The 18805-nt window shown below is 60.4% G+C and carries 15 protein-coding genes; 4 read left to right on the forward strand and 11 right to left on the reverse strand.

What is annotated here, in order from left to right; all coding sequences use genetic code 11:
- Nucleotides 1–160 precede the first annotated feature (160 nt).
- Both ACJJU9_RS09755 and ACJJU9_RS09760 read right to left on the reverse strand, forming a co-directional pair.
- Nucleotides 161–1201: an AraC family transcriptional regulator gene (locus ACJJU9_RS09755; protein WP_407730575.1), complete on the reverse strand. Its 1041-nt coding sequence runs from the start codon at nt 1199–1201 to the stop codon at nt 161–163.
- Between the two features lie 4 nt (nt 1202–1205).
- A complete protein-coding gene (locus ACJJU9_RS09760) occupies nt 1206–2336 on the reverse strand; it encodes a carbon-nitrogen hydrolase family protein (protein ID WP_153375140.1) in 1131 nt (376 codons plus the stop codon).
- A 211-nt stretch (nt 2337–2547) separates the two neighbouring features.
- On the opposite strand from ACJJU9_RS09760, the gene ACJJU9_RS09765 reads away from it, so the two are divergent.
- The gene (locus ACJJU9_RS09765; RefSeq protein WP_407730576.1) at nt 2548–4584 is read left to right on the forward strand and encodes an FAD-dependent oxidoreductase; all 2037 of its coding nucleotides are present in this window, start codon (nt 2548–2550) and stop codon (nt 4582–4584) included.
- 63 nt (nt 4585–4647) lie between these two features.
- Here ACJJU9_RS09765 and ACJJU9_RS09770 read toward each other — a convergent pair whose 3' ends face one another.
- Nucleotides 4648–5556 (reverse strand): LysR family transcriptional regulator, encoded by a 909-nt coding sequence (locus tag ACJJU9_RS09770; RefSeq protein ID WP_407730577.1) that lies wholly within the window; start codon nt 5554–5556, stop codon nt 4648–4650.
- Nucleotides 5557–5681: 125 nt separating this feature from the next.
- Between ACJJU9_RS09770 and ACJJU9_RS09775 the strand changes: the two genes are divergently transcribed.
- Nucleotides 5682–7226, forward strand: a complete 1545-nt coding sequence (locus ACJJU9_RS09775; RefSeq protein ID WP_407730578.1) for an MFS transporter — start codon at nt 5682–5684, stop codon at nt 7224–7226.
- A 101-nt stretch (nt 7227–7327) separates the two neighbouring features.
- Here ACJJU9_RS09775 and ACJJU9_RS09780 read toward each other — a convergent pair whose 3' ends face one another.
- The 6 genes from ACJJU9_RS09780 to ACJJU9_RS09805 all read right to left on the reverse strand — a co-directional run bounded on the left by ACJJU9_RS09780 (nt 7328) and on the right by ACJJU9_RS09805 (nt 12591).
- Nucleotides 7328–8053: an amino acid ABC transporter ATP-binding protein gene (locus ACJJU9_RS09780; RefSeq protein WP_082148686.1), complete on the reverse strand. Its 726-nt coding sequence runs from the start codon at nt 8051–8053 to the stop codon at nt 7328–7330.
- Between the two features lie 79 nt (nt 8054–8132).
- Nucleotides 8133–9374, reverse strand: a complete 1242-nt coding sequence (locus ACJJU9_RS09785; protein WP_407730579.1) for an NAD(P)/FAD-dependent oxidoreductase — start codon at nt 9372–9374, stop codon at nt 8133–8135.
- 48 nt (nt 9375–9422) lie between these two features.
- Nucleotides 9423–10133 (reverse strand): ABC transporter permease, encoded by a 711-nt coding sequence (locus ACJJU9_RS09790; RefSeq protein ID WP_407730580.1) that lies wholly within the window; start codon nt 10131–10133, stop codon nt 9423–9425.
- Complete coding sequence (locus tag ACJJU9_RS09795) at nt 10130–10849, reverse strand: ABC transporter permease (protein ID WP_407730581.1); 720 nt, start codon at nt 10847–10849, stop codon at nt 10130–10132. The genes ACJJU9_RS09790 and ACJJU9_RS09795 overlap by 4 nt, the downstream gene beginning before the upstream one ends.
- 103 nt (nt 10850–10952) lie before the next feature.
- A complete protein-coding gene (locus ACJJU9_RS09800; RefSeq protein WP_407730582.1) occupies nt 10953–11702 on the reverse strand; it encodes a transporter substrate-binding domain-containing protein in 750 nt (249 codons plus the stop codon).
- Nucleotides 11703–11715: 13 nt separating this feature from the next.
- Complete coding sequence (locus tag ACJJU9_RS09805; protein ID WP_048369036.1) at nt 11716–12591, reverse strand: MurR/RpiR family transcriptional regulator; 876 nt, start codon at nt 12589–12591, stop codon at nt 11716–11718.
- Nucleotides 12592–12733: 142 nt separating this feature from the next.
- Between ACJJU9_RS09805 and ACJJU9_RS09810 the strand changes: the two genes are divergently transcribed.
- Nucleotides 12734–13765 carry an Ldh family oxidoreductase gene (locus tag ACJJU9_RS09810; RefSeq protein ID WP_048369037.1) on the forward strand — a complete coding sequence of 344 codons (1032 nt, stop codon included), beginning with the start codon at nt 12734–12736 and terminating at the stop codon, nt 13763–13765.
- A gap of 74 nt (nt 13766–13839) precedes the next feature.
- Here the strand turns inward: ACJJU9_RS09810 and ACJJU9_RS09815 are convergent, their stop codons facing one another.
- The gene (locus ACJJU9_RS09815; protein WP_407730583.1) at nt 13840–14874 is read right to left on the reverse strand and encodes an AraC family transcriptional regulator ligand-binding domain-containing protein; all 1035 of its coding nucleotides are present in this window, start codon (nt 14872–14874) and stop codon (nt 13840–13842) included.
- Nucleotides 14871–15791: a GGDEF domain-containing protein gene (locus ACJJU9_RS09820; RefSeq protein WP_048388632.1), complete on the reverse strand. Its 921-nt coding sequence runs from the start codon at nt 15789–15791 to the stop codon at nt 14871–14873. Before ACJJU9_RS09820 ends, ACJJU9_RS09815 begins: the two co-directional genes overlap by 4 nt.
- Before the next feature lie 367 nt (nt 15792–16158).
- Between ACJJU9_RS09820 and ACJJU9_RS09825 the strand changes: the two genes are divergently transcribed.
- A complete protein-coding gene (locus ACJJU9_RS09825) occupies nt 16159–18693 on the forward strand; it encodes a TonB-dependent receptor (RefSeq protein WP_273218535.1) in 2535 nt (844 codons plus the stop codon).
- Nucleotides 18694–18805 lie beyond the last annotated feature (112 nt).

An 18805-nucleotide genomic window follows, 5' to 3' on the forward strand; every position in this document is an offset into this window, starting at 1 on the left:
GCGTACGCCTTAAGCTCAACCAGCGCCACTCTGGCATGACTTGAACCAATAGGCTTTTAAGAGGATGCACCCATGGACGACTATCAAGAAGAACTGCTCGAGTATCAGGCTTCGGAGCAGGACTACCTAGAGCCTGCTGACGACGCGACAGAGCTTTGAATCAGGCCAATTGACGCTGGCGACGACGGAACTCTCCTGGAGTCTCCGCGTTCCAGCGCTTAAAGGCCCTCTGAAACGCCTCGGCTGAGGCAAACCCCAACAAATAGGCAATCTCGCCAAAGGCCAGTTCCGTGTCACGGATATAGGTCATGGCAAGATCTCGCCGCGTGTCATTCAAAATCGCGCGAAATTGCGTGCCTTCTTCTGCCAGCTTGCGACGTAAGGTCCAGGTCGGTAGCTTCAAACGTGCTGCCACTTCTTCCAGGTCGGGTTCCCGGCCCCCATTGAGCAAAGGCCCCAACAATTGTGTGATGCGTTCGCGCAGGCTGCGGGTGCGGGTCAGTTGTTCCAGTTCGCGCTCACACACCTGCAGCAGGCTTGCCCAGGTGCTCGCGCAGTGCTCGGGGTTGCGCAGATCCAGGGTCGCGTGGCTCAGGCGGATCTGATTGGTCTCGGCACGAAAGTTCACTGTTGCCTCGCTCAATGAGCGGTAGTGCTCGGCGTATTCCGGCTCGCTGAACTCAATATCAACCTGCTCGCAGCGCAACGGTTGATTGGCCACCGACGACAACTGTTGCAGCCAGCCCGCGATGATCGAGTCCACCACAAAGCGGTTATAGGCGTTATACGGGCTGATGGAGTAAAACCGCAGCCAGGCGCCCTGAGCATCTTCGTGCAGGCTCGACTGGCCGCGATAGTTGGAGCCGTACAACGGCTCAAAACGGGTGAGGGTACGGGCTGCTTCACGCACCGTCGGGGCCTGGGCCGCAGTGATCCCGGCCAGCCCGGCCTGAGGTAAGCGGCTCAATTGGCCCATGCGCAAGCCCAGTGCCGGGTCGCCGGTGAGTGCGATCGCGGCATGCCCCAGACGCATGTAACGCGGGATCGACAAGCGCGCCGAAGGCTGCGCCAGTCGGGCCGGGTCAAGCCCGTATTGATCCAGCAGCGGCTGCGGGTCATGCCCATGGCTGCGAATGGCCTCGGCCAAAGAATCGACAAATCCGACAGAAAGGTCACCCAAACGCATCGGCAGCGGTTTCATGGTCTTACAGCCACACGTTCAACAAGCGGGCACCATCGCCGGTGTTATTGGCGCTGGTCTGACCCTCGCGGCTGATAAAGCCGTGCCCGGAGCTGCGTTTGTCCCAGAACTTGCCGCGCAGAAACACCGTAACGCCCGCTTCGGCCGTGCTGCTGGGTACGCTGCTGATTAGCGTCAGGCGATGCCAGGCTTCACCTTCGGACACTTCGCCGGGCTTGAGGCTGATCTCGCTAGGGGTCAACACACTTTTGTAGCCGCCCCAGGGTTGTTCCCACGTGTTTTTACCCATGATGAACGCCGGCACGGCGATCATTTGCGCGCCGTGCTCGTTCAGGGTTCGGTAGTGCTCGGGGTACCAGCTGTCACTGCCGATCAAAATGCCCAGGCGCCCGGCGGGAGTGTCGACCACATTCAACTGATGATCGGGGCTTGGCTGGATATAGCTCTGCTCTTCGTAGGTCGGCAGCAACTGACGCTGCGGTGTGCCTAGCGGCGCGCCATCACGGCCAAACACCACGCTGCTGTTGTACAGCGGGCCATTGCCCGGTACCAGCTTGCCGTCCTCAATGCGCGGGTCGGGCAGGGCGATGCTGCCAGCCACCAGCGTCACGCCAAATTCTTTGGCCAGGCCGCCAAACAGGCTCTGGTAATCGCGCGCCATCGAACGGGCCTTCATGCGCAGATGCGCATCGTTGGTCCGGCTGTCGCCATCTGCGCGCAGCCAGGCATTGGCAAAGGCCAACGGGTGGCTGAGCACCAGCATGTGCATGGCTTCATTCAAATTGGCAGCCTGGTACAGCTCGTTCTTCTCACCCTCAAACACCAGCCAACTGCCGATGTGCTCAGGCAGCACCACCACGGTTTTATCGTTGAGCAGGCCGTCATTGCGCGCGCTGTTCAAGTACGCGGCGAGCTTCAAGCGCACCAGGTCCAGGCTTTGAAAGTCGCGCGGTGACAGGTCGGGCTCGATGCCCAGCAAATTGCCACGGCCCTGATCAACGCCCTCGTTGATGGCCAGCTCCACCCGCAGATCAGACAAGTAATGACTGGCCGGGCGCTGTCCGGTCCAGTATCCGTAGCCTGCGCCAGCGGCGACCAGGGCGGTCAATAAGGTACAAGTAAATAATTTACGCATGAGAACGAAAGCGGTAACCGTGTGCAGAATTCGTCGACTAGGGTAGGTCGCTCAGCCCGGCTTGCCAAGGGGGGCTGCGCATTAAGGTTAGGAGTTTGTCATTTTGGGTCATTGAGCGAGCCCGGGTGTGCCTTTACTGTGCCAGACACAACCGACGAGGGCCAAAGAGCACCTCGCTTTCCGTGATTTAGCCTGTAACGGAGCATCCCTGATGACCGCCTCCCACTACCCCCATTTGCTCGCCCCGCTGGATCTGGGCTTTACCACTCTGCGTAACCGCACGTTGATGGGGTCGATGCACACCGGCCTTGAAGAGCAGCCGGGCGGGTTTGAGCGCATGGCCGCCTATTTTGCCGAGCGGGCCAAAGGGGGCGTCGGCCTGATGGTCACCGGCGGCATTGCGCCCAACGATGAGGGCGGGGTGTACAGCGGGGCGGCCAAGCTGAGCACGGCTGAAGAAGCTGAGAAACATGTGGTCGTGACCCAGGCTGTGCACGCCGAAGGCGGCAAGATCTGCCTGCAGATCCTTCACGCCGGGCGCTACGCCTACAGCCCGCGACAAGTCGCGCCGAGCGCCATTCAGGCGCCGATCAACCCGTTTACTCCCAAAGAGCTGGATGAAGCGGGCATCGAGAAGCAAATCAGCGATTTCGTGACCTGCGCCCAACTGGCGCAAAGTGCCGGTTATGACGGCGTTGAGATCATGGGCTCCGAAGGTTATTTGATTAACCAGTTCCTGGCGGCCCAGACCAACCATCGCACCGACCGCTGGGGCGGCAGCTACGAAAACCGTATGCGCCTGCCCCTTGAAATCGTGCGCCGCACCCGTGAAGCCGTAGGCCCGAACTTCATCATCATTTATCGCCTGTCGATGCTTGATCTAGTGGCCGGTGGCAGCGTCTGGGAAGAAATCGTGCAACTGGCCAAGGCTGTGGAGCAGGCTGGCGTGACCCTGATCAACACCGGGATCGGCTGGCACGAAGCGCGCATTCCGACCATCGCCACCAAAGTGCCGCGCGGCGCGTTCAGCAAAGTCACCGCCAAGCTGCGAGGTTCGGTCAGCGTGCCGCTGATCACCACCAACCGTATCAACACGCCGGAAATCGCCGAGCAGATCCTTGCCGAAGGAGATGCTGACATGGTCTCCATGGCGCGCCCGTTTCTGGCCGACCCGGAGTTCGTCAACAAAGCCGCCGCGGGTCGCGGCGACGAAATCAACACCTGCATTGGCTGCAATCAGGCGTGCCTGGACCACACCTTTGGCGGCAAGCTGACCAGTTGCCTGGTCAACCCGCGGGCCTGCCACGAAACTGAACTCAACTACCTGCCGACCATTGCCGTGAAGAAAATCGCCGTGATCGGTGCCGGGCCTGCGGGGCTCTCGGCGGCCACCGTAGCCGCTGAGCGCGGGCATCAGGTCACGCTGTTTGACTCGGCCAGTGAAATCGGCGGCCAGTTCAATGTGGCCAAGCGCGTGCCGGGCAAAGAAGAGTTCTACGAAACCCTGCGCTACTTCTCGCACAAACTGCGCACCACCGGCGTTGAGTTGCGGCTCAATACCCGCGTGGATGTACAGCAATTGGTGGCGGGCGAATTTGACGAAATCATCCTGGCCACCGGCATTGCCCCGCGTACCCCGGCGATTCCCGGGATCGACCACCCTAAAGTGCTCAGCTACCTGGACGTAATTTTGCAGCGCAAGCGGGTGGGTGCCAGCGTCGCGGTGATCGGTGCGGGCGGCATTGGTTTTGACGTGTCCGAGTTCCTGGTGCAAGAGGGCGAGGCCACCAGCCAGAACCGCGAAGCGTTTTGGCGCGAGTGGGGCATTGATAGCCGTCTTGAGGCGCGCGGCGGCGTGGCCGGGATCAAGCCCGAGGTGCATGCACCGGCGCGCCAAGTGTTTCTGTTGCAGCGCAAAGCCAGCAAAGTGGGCGACGGCCTGGGCAAAACCACCGGCTGGATCCACCGGGCCGGGTTGAAGAACAAACACGTACAAATGCTTAACAGCGTGGAGTACCTGAGCATCGACAACGACGGCCTGCACATCCGCATTGGCGAAGGCGAGCCGCAGGTGCTTCCCGTCGACAACATCGTGATATGCGCCGGGCAAGACCCTTTGCGCGAGCTGCAGGATGGCCTGCTGGCTGCCGGCCAGAGCGTGCACTTGATCGGTGGCGCTGACGTGGCCGCCGAGCTGGATGCCAAGCGCGCGATCAACCAGGGCTCGCGACTGGCGGCACAGTTGTAAATCCCTCTAAGCCTCGCGATTTTTTGATGCTCAAGATCAAAAGATCGCGAGGCAAGCTCGCTCCTACGGGTGGTTGGGGCGTGCGTTCAGGGTCATGTGTTCGGCCAGAAAATCGACGAAAACGCGCAACTTCGGCAGCAAATGGCGGCTGCTGGGCCACAGCACCGAAAACCGCCCGTGGGCACCGATGTGATCGGCCAGCACGGCGACCAATTGCTGGCTCTGCAGTGCCTGGCGTACGGCAAAGTCGGGCACGTAAGCCAGGCCAAAACCGCCCGCAGCGGCGCTGATCAATGCTTCCAGATTGTTGAACACCAGCGGGGTTGAGCGCTTCCACAGGCTGTCGTCCTCGTTGCCGGTGAAGGCCCATTCCTGTAACTGGCCGTTGCTGGGGAACCGGTAGCGCAGGCACACGTGCTGCTTCAAGTCGTGGGGCGTCTGCGGTACGCCCTGGCGGGCAAAATAGTCCGGTGCGCCGACCAGCACAAAGTGGAAGGTGCCCAGCGGCTTGCTTTTGAGGCGCGAGTCGGCAAAGTCGCCGCTGCGGATCACCGCGTCCATGCCTTCGCCAATCACATCGACCATGCGGTCGCTGAAGTCCATGTCCAGTTCGATCTCGGGGTAGCGCCGGGTGAATTCGCCGAGTATTGGCAGCAACATGCGGTAGCCAATCGCGGGCAGGCTCACGCGCAAGCGACCGCGCGGCGCATCCCGCGATGAGTGCAGTTCGGCCTCGGCTTCTTCCAGTTCATCGAGGATCTTGCTGCAACGCTCAAAGAACAATGTGCCGCCTTCAGTCAGGCTCAAGCGCCGGGTGCTGCGATTGAACAGGCGCACGCCGAGCCCGTCTTCCAGGCGCGCCACGCTCTTGCCAACGGCTGAGGCCGAAATCCCCAGCCGCTCAGCGGCGGCCACGTAACTGCCCAGTCTGGCGGCAATCACGAACGCGTTCAGACCACTCAAGCTTTCCATGTGCTGCCTTTATTAAGGAGTTTTGGTTGGGTTAGAGCGGATTTATAGCCTGTTTTTCTCCGATTGGATCGCTTTTATCCTCGCTGAACCTTCTTTTGCTGGGCCGCCTGGCCGGAGCGTTACTCATGAGTCTTGATCGCACATCGAGCGTGTCCGCTGGCTGGACCTTGCTCGCCGTCTGCACGGCGGCACTGATCCTGCCGCTGAGTTTTTCCGGTGGAGCGCTGGCCACACCGGCCATTGGCCTTGATCTGGGCGCCGGGCCGCTGGCGCTGACCTGGATCACCAACGCCTTTATGTTGAGTTTTGGCAGTTTGTTGATGGCCGCCGGCACCTTGGCGGACCGCTATGGGCGTAAACGCATGTTTGTCTCGGGCGTTGGCGTGTTTGTATTGGCGTCGCTGGCTTTGGGCTTGGCGCCGAACATTGTCTGGCTGGACGGGTTGCGCGCGTTACAAGGTGTAGGCGCCGCCGCGGCCTTGGCGGGCGGGAGCGCGGCCTTGGCCAATACGTTCGAAGGGCGCAGTCAGACCAAGGCATTCAGCCTGTTGGGCACCAGCTTTGGCGTCGGCCTGGCGCTAGGGCCGATTCTGGCGGGGGTACTGATCGAGCATATCGGCTGGCGCGCGGTGTTTGTCTCAGGCGCGTTAATCGGCGGGCTGGCGTTGCTGATGGCGATCCCGATGATGCACGAGTCCAAAGACCCGCACGCCAGCAAGCTGGACGCTAAAGGCACCGTGAGTTTCACCGCCGCATTGGTGCTGTTTACCTGGGGCATATTGCTGGTGCCGAGCACGGGCTGGAACAGCGCGCCGGTGATCGGCATGTTGCTCGGGGCGCTGGTTTGCGTGCTGGCGTTTGTGCGGATTGAACGGCGGGTGACGCGGCCCATGCTCGACCTGTCACTGTTCCGTTATCCGCGTTTTATCGGCGTGCAATTGCTGCCGGTGGCCACCTGTTTTTGTTTTGTGGTGCTGCTGGTGTTACTGCCGGTCCGTTTGATTGGCATTGAAGGGCGCAGTGCAACCGACACCGGGTTGCTGATGATTGCCTTGTCGGCGCCGATGCTGATCGTGCCTTATCTGGCAGGCGTGCTGACCCACTGGGCCTCGGCGCGGGTGTTGTCGGCAGCGGGTTTGTTGATCGCGGCGGCCGGGTTGTTGTTGCTGAGCCGGGTGGGGATCAATCAGCCGACGCTCGAATGGATCGTCCCGCTGCTGGTGATCGGCACCGGTACGGGGTTGCCGTGGGGCTTGATGGACGGGTTGTCGGTGAGCGTCGTGCCCAAGGAGCGTGCGGGCATGGCGACGGGTATCTTCGGCACCACCCGTGTTGCGGGCGAGGGGATCTCGCTGGCGATTGTCAGTGCGCTGCTGGCGGTATTGATTCAACGCCATTTGCCCAGCCAAAGCGCGGGGGCGGCGCAGTACCTGGCAACGGGCGACCTGAGCCAGGCCGCGGGAGTGGCCCAAGGGCTGGAGCAGGCCGTGCTGGGCGCGGCCTACCTGCAAGCGTTCCAGGTACTGCTTTACGGGCTGGCCGCCCTGACCGTGGCCGTTGCCGTGCTGATCCTGTGGTTTTTGCGCCAGGCTACTCCCGTAGCAGTTGCCGAGCTCAGCGAGGCTACGTCCGATTGCGAAGCGATCGTAAATGCTAAGTGCAAGGCCTGACTGAGGCGCCGCATTAATTATTTACGACTGCTATTTCGGTGTGGCCCCACGAAGCGGACGTAGCCTCGCAAAGCTCGTCAACTGCTACGGCGATCAACCGTTCAATGCACGATCTGCGCAAGGAACGCTTTGGCCCTTGGGCTTTTCGGGGCGTTGAAGAAGTCTTCGGGCGGGGAGTCTTCGATGATCATGCCGCCATCGAGAAACAACACCCGCTCGGCCACTTGCCGGGCAAAGCCCATTTCATGGGTCACGCACAGCATGGTCATGCCGCTGCCTGCCAGTTTGACCATCACGTCCAGCACTTCGCTGACCATTTCCGGGTCCAGGGCCGAGGTCGGTTCATCAAACAACATGATCTTGGGTTCCATGCACAGCGCTCGGGCAATCGCCACGCGCTGTTGCTGGCCACCGGAGAGCTGGCTCGGGTATTTGTCGGCCTGGCTGGCAATGCCGACTTTCTCCAGAAAGTGCTGGGCCAGTTCCACGGCTTTTTTACGCGGCAACCCACGCACCGACATTGGCGCCAGAATGCAGTTGTCGAGCACGCTCATGTGCGGGAACAGGTTGAAGTGCTGGAACACCATGCCGATTTCGCTGCGCACTTTGGCCGCTTCACGGCTGGGCTGTGACAGGTCGGTGCTGTTGACCAGGATCTGGCCTTTTTCAGCGATTTCGAGGCGATTGATGCAGCGGATCAAGGTCGATTTGCCTGAACCGGACGGGCCGCACAGGACGATACGCTCGCCTTCATGCACTTTCAGGTCGATGCCTTTAAGTACATGGAACGCGCTGTAGTACTTGTTCAGGCCCGAGATATCCACCACCACCTTGCGGGTGTCAGTCGATGGCGACACGGGGTTATGAACGTAAGCAGAATGAGCTTGCATAGTGTGTCTCCAACGATCAGTTAAAGCGCTCGGCGCTGTAGGGAGTCGGGTCGGTAAAAGGTGTTTCGCCGGTCATCATTTCTGCCAGCAGGCGCCCGCTGACCGGGCCCAGGGTGAGGCCGTGGTGGGCATGCCCAAAGTTGAACCACAAGCCTTTGTGCCGACTGGCCGGGCCGATCACCGGGCACATATCCGGCAGGCACGGGCGGCGTCCCAGCCACGGCTCGGCATCGACACGCGGGCCGAGCGGGTACAGACGCTGGGCGCGCTCTTCACAGCGGCGCAGCTGGATTTCATTGATCGGGTCATCGCTGTCGGCAAATTCGATGCCGGTGGTCAGGCGAATACCGCCGACCATGGGCGCCAACACGTAACCGCCGATTGAATCGAGGATCGGGTGCTGCATGGTGTGGCCGTCTTTGGCGGCGTAGTGCATGTGATAACCACGCTTGATCGCCAAGGGGATGCGATAGCCCAGCGGTTCGAAAATCCCCCGGGCCTGCGGACCCAGCGCAACCACCACTTCATTGGCCACAATCAAGCCTTTTTGGCTCTCGACCTGCCATTGCCCGGCGGTCGCTCGCAAGCTGTTGGCGTCGCCGATCATAAAGCGGCCGCCGCGCTGGACAAACAGTTCGGCGTAGCCGCGGGTCAAGCCGCCGGGGTCGCTGACGGTCTTGGGATCGAGCCAGTGAATGCCGCCCAGCACGTCGCTGTGCAGGCCCGGTTCAAGGGCGTGCACCTGTTGCTTGTCGAGCACGCGGTAATTGAGGTTGAACCGGCCCAAAGACGCCGCATCACGCTGGGCTTTGTCGAAGTCTGCCGGGGTGCGGTACACCTCGACCCAGCCGCTGTCCTGAATCAGCCCGGTCATGCCCGCAGGTTCTGCCAGCAGGTCGTGTTCACTCACGCACTTTTCAATCAGCGGCAGCATTGCTTCGGTGGCTTTGGCCAGGCCTTTGCTGCCGGACTGCTGCCAGTACTGCATCAGCCACGGCCCGGCTTTGGGCAGGTGCTTGAGGCTATAACGCACATCGGGCTGCTGATTGAGCCCGTAACGCAGCAAGCGGGAGAGCTCTCGCGGGAACGAATACGGGATCACGCTGGCGCGTTCGATCAGCCCGGCATTGCCATGGCTGGTGCCGCTGCCCGGTTGGTCGCGGTCGAGCAAGACAACGTTGCGTCCGCGGGCCTGGAGTTGCAACGCGGTACTGACGCCGACAATGCCGGCCCCCAGAACGAGAGTGTCGCAATGCATAAACAAATCCTTAAAACAGGGGCCGATTGTGCAGCCCGAACAATGGGCTTACTGCAGATGGCGGCTGAGGCGGCCTTCGATAAATTTGAGGGTGCGACGCACGATCTCGACGATCAGCAGGTACAGCACGGCGGCCCACAGGTACACCTGGAAATCGAACGTGCGGGCAAAGACCATTTTGGTCACGCCCATCAGGTCATAAATGGTCACCAGAGAGGCGATGGCGCTGGCTTTGATCATCAGGATCAGTTCGTTGCCCAGCGGGCCAATAGCTACCAGCAGCGACTGCGGCATGATGACCTTGCGAAAGGTGGTCCAGCGCGACAGGTTCAGTGCCTTGCACGCTTCGCGCTGGCCCTGGGCAACCGACATGATGCTGCCGCGCAGAATCTCGGCCTGATACGCCGCCGTGTTCAAGGTAAAAGCCAACAGGGTGCACAGCCAGGCATCGCGGAAGAACCACCACAGGCCGATGTCTTGCCAAAAGCTCTTGAACGAGCCCAGGCCGTAATACAGCAAGAACAACTGCGCCAGCAGCGGCGAACCACGGAAGAAGTACACATAGGCGCCGGTGAAGTTACGCAGCAGGCGATTGCTGGACAAACGCCCCAGCGCAATCAACAAGCCCAGCAATGCGCCGAGGGTGAATGAAATCGCCACCAGCTTGGCGGTCACCAGCAGCCCGTCAATAAAGCGCGGGGCGAAGCGTTCGAGCAATTCGGGGTCGAGAATCATGTTTTGCAGATCCGCGAGGCTCATGACTGCACGCTCCGTATGTGGCGGTTGAAGTAGCGTTCCATAAAGGCGAACAGACGCCCGGAAATCGCCGAGAAAAACAGGTAAATAAAGCACGCAACGGTGTAGAACAGCATCGGGTCTTTGGTCACGCTGACCGCCAGGTTGGTTTGGCGCATCAGGTCGACCAGGGCGATGGTTGAGACCAGCGAGGTGTCCTTGAGCAGCGACAGCCAGTTGTTCGACAGGCCGGGCAGGGCGATGCGCGCCAGTTGCGGCAGCGCTACTTTGCGAAAGGTGGTGAACTTCGACAGGCCCAGCGCCGAGGCGGCTTCGTATTGCCCTTTAGGGATGGTCTTGAACGCACCCAGCCAGATCTCGCTGGAGAACGCGGCAAACACCAGGCTGAAGGCAATCATGGCGGCAACAAAGGTATTGATCGTGAACTGCACGTCATACCCCATGGCCTCAAGGATCTTTTGCGCAGCGATCTGGCAGCCGTAGTAAATGATCAGCAGCGTCAGCAGTTCCGGCAAACCCCGGAACACCGTGGAAAAGGTCGTGGCCCAGGCACGTACCCAGCGGTTTTTCGAGCGTGCTGCGACGGCCACCAGCAGCCCCAGCGGCAAACCAATGGGCAGGCAGCTCAAGGCCAGGGAAATGGTCACCAGCGAGCCGGCCAGCAGCGCTGAACCCCAGCCGCCACTGGCAAATGAGAGAAGTGAAAGTTGTTCGAGCATGCTCGAGTCCCCGGTCAAAAAAAGGCGAAGGTCAGCCACTGCACACCATGGGCGCGCAGGGCAGGGTCATCGGCAGGGAGGCCCTCAATCGAGGGCGAAAGACTTAGTAAATGTCGAAGTCGAAGTACTTGCTGGAGATCTTTTTATAGGTGCCGTCGGCGACGATTTCGTCCAGCGCTTTGTTAAAGCGTTCACGCAGGGCGTCATCGTTTTGGCGCACGGCAATGGCGGCGTCATCCAGGGTGCCGTCAACGTCACCAATGATTTTGCAGCAGTCCTTGCCGGTTTTATTGACCCACTCCAACAGCGGGAATTTGTCGGCAATCACCACGTCGACACGACCGTTATCCAAGTCGGCGTTGGCTTCGTCCAGGGTCGGGTAAAACTTGAGCGTAGCTTTTTTGTAGTGGGATTCGGCGTACAGGCTTTGTGTGGCGGCGTTTTGTGCGCCCACAGTCTTGCCGGCGAAGTCAGACTGGGCATCGGTGATGTCCGAATCTTTGGCCACGGCGATGGACAGCGGGGTGCGGTAGTAGTGGTTGGTGAACGCGATTTTCTTTTTGCGCTCTTCGTTGACGATCATCGAGGCGACAATGGCGTCGTACTTTTTGGCCATCAAACCGGCAATGATCCCGTCCCAGTCCTGGGCCACGATGGTGCACTGGGCGTCCATGCGCTTGCACAGCTCTTCGGTGATATCGACGTCGAAGCCGTGCAGTTTGTTGTCCGAATCAACGTAGTTGAACGGTGGGTAAGCGCCTTCTGTGGCGATGGTCAGTTTGTCTGCCTGGGCGTTGGCCGCGACCGCGAACACCATTGCACAAGCACTGGCAAAGCGAAGGACGTTGTTCATCTAGCACCTCGTTTTATTGTTTTGATCCGGGTGAGGATGTGTAACCCACGAACTCATTGTGTAAGGCCGCGGTTGCCTCAAGACGCTTCTCAACGTCAGGCCCCAGTTGTTTGCACACTTCATTGATGAGCAGGTGCACCAGCGACAGCATGGCTGCGGTGGATTCCCAGAACAGATTGAATTCGGTCGGTACGCGAAACACTTCATCGGCGCAGGCATCGGCCCAGTCGCAAAAGGTATCGGTCACCAGCGTGACCGGGATGCCCGCTTCACGCGCTTTACGGCACAGTTGTTGGGCGTGGCGCGAATACCGGCGGGCTTCAAACACCACCAGCGCGCAATCGTCGGCCGGGCACAGCAACACGTCGGCGTAATGCCCGGCAGCACCATCGACCAATTGCACGCCATCACGCAGGTATTGCAGCAAATGCACCATGGAGGCGGCGATGCCGCGCTCGGTCTGGAACCCTGCGACAAACACTTTGCGCCGGGTCGCCAGGCGCTGGCTGACGGTCTGCCAGGCGGGGGTCAGGCTGTATTCGTAAACCTTGACCAGCGCTGCGACTTCCAGTTCAAAGCTGCGCGGCAATGCCTGCGGGCTTTGGCTTGATTGCTGGCGGAATTCTTGCAGGCGATCTCCGACCAGCCACGGGCCATCGCCGAGGTCGTCCTTGAGATCGTTTTTCAGTTCTTTGAAATGGCTGTAACCCAGCGCACGGCAGAAACGCCCAACGCTGGACTCGCTGACACCCAGCTTGGCGGCAATGTCGGCGGCGGTCTGAAACGGTAGCTCGTAGAGGTTCGCCAGCATATAACTGGCAATCGCCCGGCCCGAAGGCGCGGCGGTAGACAGACTGCTTTCAAGGCGTTGTTTGATCGACTGACTCACGGCTGCTTCCTGTTCTTGTTTCAGCGCGGTGGAGAAAGTGAATGTTTTCTGTCATTAAGTCAAGAATTGACAGAGAACTGTCATCGCAGGATAGTGCTTTACCGTCATAACTCGACAATAACAACGAGATCGGAGCCCCCTAATGTCCCAGCCCGTCACCGCCACATCGGCCACCGAGTCGCTTTCCCTGAGCGAACTGACCGCTTTGCTGCAACAGATTTTTGAGCGTCATGGCACCTCCCGCGCTGTGGCGCAGGTATTGGCCGACAACTGTGCCCGGGCTCAGCGCGACGGTTCTTACAGCCACGGGGTGTTCCGCATTCCGGGGTATCTGGCGTCGCTGGCGAGCAACTGGGTCGATGGCCAGGCCGTCCCCAAGGTTGAAGACGTGGCCTCCGGTTTTATCCGCGTGGACGCCGCCAATGGCTTTGCGCAACCAGCCTTGGCGGCTGCCCGCGAGCTGCTGGTTGAAAAGGCCCGCAGCGCCGGGATTGCCGTGCTGGCGATTCGCAACTCGCACCATTTCGCGGCGTTGTGGCCCGATGTTGAGCCGTTTGCCGAAGAAGGCCTGGTGGCCTTGAGCGTGGTCAACAGCATGACCTGCGTAGTGCCGCATGGCGCGCAAAAACCCTTGTTTGGCACCAACCCGATCGCCTTCGCGGCACCCCGTGAAGGCGCCAGCCCTATCGTTTTCGACCTGGCCACCAGCGCCATTGCCCATGGCGACGTACAAATCGCTGCGCGCAAAGGTCACCTGTTGCCAGCGGGCATGGGTGTCGACAAACAGGGCGAGCCGACCGAAGACCCGAAAGCCATTCTCGACGGTGGCGCCTTGCTGCCGTTTGGTGGCCACAAAGGCTCGGCGCTGTCGATGATGGTCGAGCTGCTGGCGGCGGCGTTGACGGGTGGCAACTTCTCGTTTGAATTCGACTGGAAAAAACACCCTGGCGCGCAAACACCATGGACCGGCCAGTTGCTGATCGTGATTGACCCGAGCAAATCCGGTGGTAACAGCTTCGCCCAGCGCAGCGCCGAGCTGGTACGGCAGATGCACGCCGTGGGCCTTGAGCGCATGCCGGGCGACCGACGCTTTATCGAACGCGCCAAATCCCTGGAAGCCGGCATTCCGTTGGGCGTAGAAGAACTGGCCAAACTGCGCGCATTGGCTGAATAACCCCACCCCGCGTGTAGGAGCGAGCTTGTCTCGCGATCTTTTGATCTTTAAAAGATCGCGAGGCAAGCTCGCTCCTACAAGGTCATGAATTTTCGGATCAAATTCGGCGTGCACCCGGTCCAGCGTTTCAACGCCCGGCGGAAGTTGGCCGGGTCGTTGAAGTTCAAGTATTCGGCCACCGCCTCGTTGCTGAACCCCTTGATCTGATACAGGTACAGCGCCACGTGTTTGCGCGCCTGGTCTTGTTGGGCCTGAAAGTGCGTACCGTGTTTGTTCAGTTTGCGCTTGAGGGTGGCCTGGCTCATCGCAAAATGCTGGGCCACTTCTTCAAGGCCAGGGGCGCGTTGCGCCTGATCGCGCAGGTGCACGTACAACCGGTCAAGCAAGCTTGCGCTGAAGCAAAGCTCGTGCAATTGGCTTTGTGCTTGCTGGTGCGCGACTTGCCGGGCAATCGCCGAGGCGTTTGGCCAAGGCCGGGTCAGATACTCGCGAGGCAGGCGCATCAGGTCGAGCTGGCCCCCGAACTGGGTGTTTTCGCCCAAGTGCACCCAGTACTGCTCCACGTAGCGCGGCTCGGGGTAGCTGAAGCTGCATTCCCACGGCAAGCGCTCGCCGCTGAGCCATTGGCTCATGGATTTGAAGGCGGTCATGCTGGCTTCCTGGACAAAGCGCAATTGCTCTTGGGCGCCGCAACTGTCGAGCCAATACACATACGCGTAGCGCTCATCCAGCAACAGCCGTGGCGTCAACAAGGGGCTGAGCAGCGCCCGATGGTGGATGACGGTTTCCAGCGCCTGATGCAGGTTTTGCGCCTGTTGCAGGGCATGGCTGGCCGGGCCGTAGTGGCCAGGCAGCAAGCGTTGACCGAACAGAAAACTGCTGTCATCGGCCCCCAACAAGCGCTGGGCATTAGCGATCAGGCCGAAGAACTGTTGTGGGCTCAGGCGCGTGTTGCCGCCGACGATGTCGTCATAGAACAAGCCGGTGCCGCGCAGCAGCCGATGGCTGTCGATGTCGCGGGACAACGCCAGGTCAATCAGGGTCGCGGGTTGGTAGTGCCCGGGTATGAAGCGCGTGTCGGCTTCATACCAGCGGCTGTCGAGGCTCATGCCCGTTTGCTCCGTACCGGTTTGGCCCGCGCCAGAGCAAGGTTCAAGCGTTTGAGCAATTCATCGGGGGCTTCGTTGAAGGCCATGACCACCGCCGTGCTGGCCGACAGATAGACCCGCTCGCCATGCTGACGGGTTTTGTGCGCAAGGCTCTGCACGGCCTGTTGCAGCTCCAGAGCCAGTAAGCGGGCCTGGCTTTCGCCGGTGTTTGGCAGCAGCACCACAAAGCGGTCCCCGGCCAGGCGGCAGAGCAGATCGTGGCGGCGCAGATTGAGCAGCAACAGCTGACTCAAAGCTTGCAGCACCGCGTCGCCTTCCGCGTGGCCATAGTGCTGATTGAGCGAGGCGAAATCGTCGATATCCAGTGCTAGCAACGACAGCGGTTGTTGCTGCTCAAGGCTCTGCGCCATGCAGTCGCTGACCTGACGCTTGAGGTAATCGGCACCGCCCAGCGGGGTGAGTTTGTCGAACAGGCGATGCTCGCGGAATATGCGCTCGCGCTTTTCCATCTGCTGGTTGATGGCTTGCTGTTCGCGGTGCCAGTGGTACAGGCCGATGGTCAGCAGAACCATCCCGACCGGCATCGGCCCGGATTCGAGCCAGTGGTTCCAGCCCAGGTGTTTGGGCAGGCGGATAAATTCGTCGAGAACGTCCATCCACCAGGAAAAGAAGATGCAGCACAGGCCAATCGACAGGTAATTGGTGACCCGTCCTGTGGGGCGGCTTTTAAGTACCAGCACCAGCCACAGCAGCACAAACAGCGCGGTGCCGCCTTCGCCGATGATGTCCAGCCACTGCCATTCGTGAAAGGCCTTGGGCGTACCGAACGCCAGGTTCAGCAGCACGCCGATATTGGCGGCCAGAACCAGCAACCCGAGTTTCCAGCGATGATGCTTAAGGATGTTGAGCCAAGTCATGACGGGTCTACCCAAACGTAATGCAGGCCAGCAGAACAGAGCTCTGTGACAGCGATGTTACGAGGTGTGAGGGTCGAATCAGCTCAAGGGTCCTGCCGAAAATCGTTGATATGAAGTGTGTAGGAGCGAGCTTGTCTCGCGATCTTTTGATGGTTTAAAAGCTCGCGAGGCAAGCTCGCTCCTACAGGGTCTTGGGCTGAAAAAGGTCAAATCAGCTCATCCGGCGCGGATTACCCCCCTAAAAGCCTCTATTTCCGGGGTGTGTGCCGGGCACTGTCACGGCACTGTCATTGAGCACCCCTAGCGTTCGCTCCCAAGTTGTCGGGCCATTTGCCTGGCCTTAAGCGCGAATTGGGGGAGAGCAAACATGTACAAGGGTCGCAGCAAGACGCAGTGGGTGGGCTTTACGTTCAGTGCATTGGCCATGGCCATTGCCAGCGAACGCTTGAGCGCCGCTGAAGCTTCGGTCGCCGGTGCCACTGAACACGTTGAGGTGGTCGGCCAGGCCGTGAGCCTGGACAAGGCGCTCAAGCAGCAACGCAATTCGGACACCATCCAAAGCGTGGTGCACGCCGATGGCGTCGCGCAGTTGCCGGACGCCAACGTTGCCGAAGCCGTACAGCGCCTGCCGGGCATCAGCATCGAGCGCGATCAGGGCGAAGGTCGCTTTGTCAGCGTGCGTGGCCTGGGACCGGACCTGAACAGCGTGACCATCAACGGCACGCTGGTGCCGTCCCCTGAAAGCAAACGCCGCGCCGTTGCTCTGGACGTGCTGCCCTCTGAGCTGGTGCAGTCGCTGTCGGTGATCAAAACCCTGACCCCGGACATGGACGCCAACTCGCTGGGCGGCACGGTCGACGTCGAAAGCCTGTCGGCCTTTGACCACGACGGCCTGTTCTACACCGCCACCACCCAGGCCGGTTACAACAAGAACACCCACCAGACCAGCCCCAAAGTGTCGGGCGCCATCAGTGATCGCTTCAGCCTCGGCGACGGCATCGACAACTTCGGTGTGGCAGCAGCCCTGAGCTGGAACAAGCGCGATTTTGGCTCGGACAACGTCGAAACGGCCGGTGCCTGGGACTTTACCGACGGTGCCAAGCTCAACAGCTTCGAACAACGGGTATACGACATCAGTCGCGAGCGCTCCGGAGGCGGTCTGAACTTCGACTACAAGCCCGACGACGACACCAAACTCTACCTGCGCACGCTGTACAGCCGCTTCAAAGACAGCGAGATCCGCAACTCGGACTCGATTGAATACGCCAACCCGCAAGCCGAAGGCGAATTGGGCAAGGCCAAAGCCAAGCGCAAACTCAAGCAGCGCGACGAGACTCAGGAAATCCAGTCTTACGTGTTCGGCGGCGAGCGCAGCATGGGCCTGTGGACCCTGAGCGGGCAGGCCGGTTACAGCGAGTCCAGCGAAGACAGCCCGGCGGGCATTGCCGGGGCGACTTTCAAAAGCATTTCAAGCTTCCCTGACAGCGGCTGGTACGACTCGGAAAAGCCCCGGCCGATCATCGGCGCGGGTTTTTATGACCCGGCCAACTTCATCCTCGACAAAGTCGACGTGAAGAAAGAAATCACCAAAGACAAAGAAAAGAACATCCGCCTCGACCTGGCGCGCGATTACGACGTGGACGGCTACGCCTCGCAGTTCAAGTTCGGCGGCAAAGTCAGCCGTCGCAGCAAAGACAACGACACCGAAGCCTGGACCTACAAAAACTTCTCGAAACTGGGTTTCAGCGATGACCAGTTGAACCTCGATCGCTTCAGCAAGGGCGAGCTGGATTACTCCCTCGGCCGTTATGGGCCTGGCATCAGCGCAGGGGCGATCAAAGACCTGATCGGCGGTCTGAACCGCGACAAGTTCTATAACGAACAGGGGTCGCGGGTGAATGACTTCACCATGCACGAAGACATCAACTCGGCGTACCTGATGAACACCGTAGACATCGACGACTGGCGCTTTATCGCCGGCCTGCGCTACGAAGGCACCGAGTTCGACGCCAAGGGCACGGGCTTCCGCAACGGGGTGTATGAAGCCCAGAACACCAAGCGCGACTACCACCACTGGTTGCCGGGCCTGCATGCGCGTTACCAGTTGGCGAAAAACACCCAGGTGCGTGCCGCCTGGACCAACGCGGTGGTGCGCCCGACCTTCGGCCAACTGGCGCCGGGCTTTGTGATCGAAGATGACAAGGCTGAATTCGGCAACCCGAACCTCAAACCGCTGGAGTCGAGCAACTTCGACCTGGGCATTGAGCACTTCATGGGGCAGGCCGGTACGGTGTCGGCGTTCCTGTTTTACAAAGACATCAAAAATTTCGTCTACAACAATGACCTGGCCGGTACGGGCGCGTGGCGCGACTTTACCGAGGCGCATTCCTATGCCAACGGCGACAACGCCAAGCTGTACGGCCTGGAACTGGCCTACTCGCAGAAATTCGACTGGTTGCCTGCGCCCTGGAACGGCGTGATTGTCGGCGCGAACACCACCTTCAGCCGCTCCAATGCCAGCATTAAAGGCTACGACGCCGCGTCCGGGCAAACCCTCAAGCGCGACATCGACTTGCCGAGCCAGTCCAACACCGTCGGCAACCTGATGCTCGGCTGGGAAGACGACAAGCTCAGCGTGCGCCTGTCTGCCAACTACAAATCGGCCTACCTCTATGAGCTGGCCGGGGTCAACGACAAAGCCCACGACACCCATGTGGCCGCGCAGACCTTTGTGGACTTTAGCGCGCGTTACTCGTTGACCAAAAACCTGCAAGTGAGCTTTGACGCGCAGAACCTGACCGACCAGCCGTACTTCGTGTACAGCGGCAACAGCCGCTACAACAACCAGTACGAAGAGTACGGCCCCACCTACTCTGTAGGCCTGACCTTCACCCATTTCTAAAGCATTGGCGTTTTGTGTAGTCGCTGCCGAAGGCTGCGATAAGGGCCGCAGGACCTTCGCTTTCGAGCAAGAGCGGGGTCGCTGCGCAACCCATCGCAGCCTGCGGCAGCGG

The sequence above is a fragment of the Pseudomonas helleri genome (assembly GCF_045830615.1).
GTDB lineage: Bacteria > Pseudomonadota > Gammaproteobacteria > Pseudomonadales > Pseudomonadaceae > Aquipseudomonas > Aquipseudomonas helleri.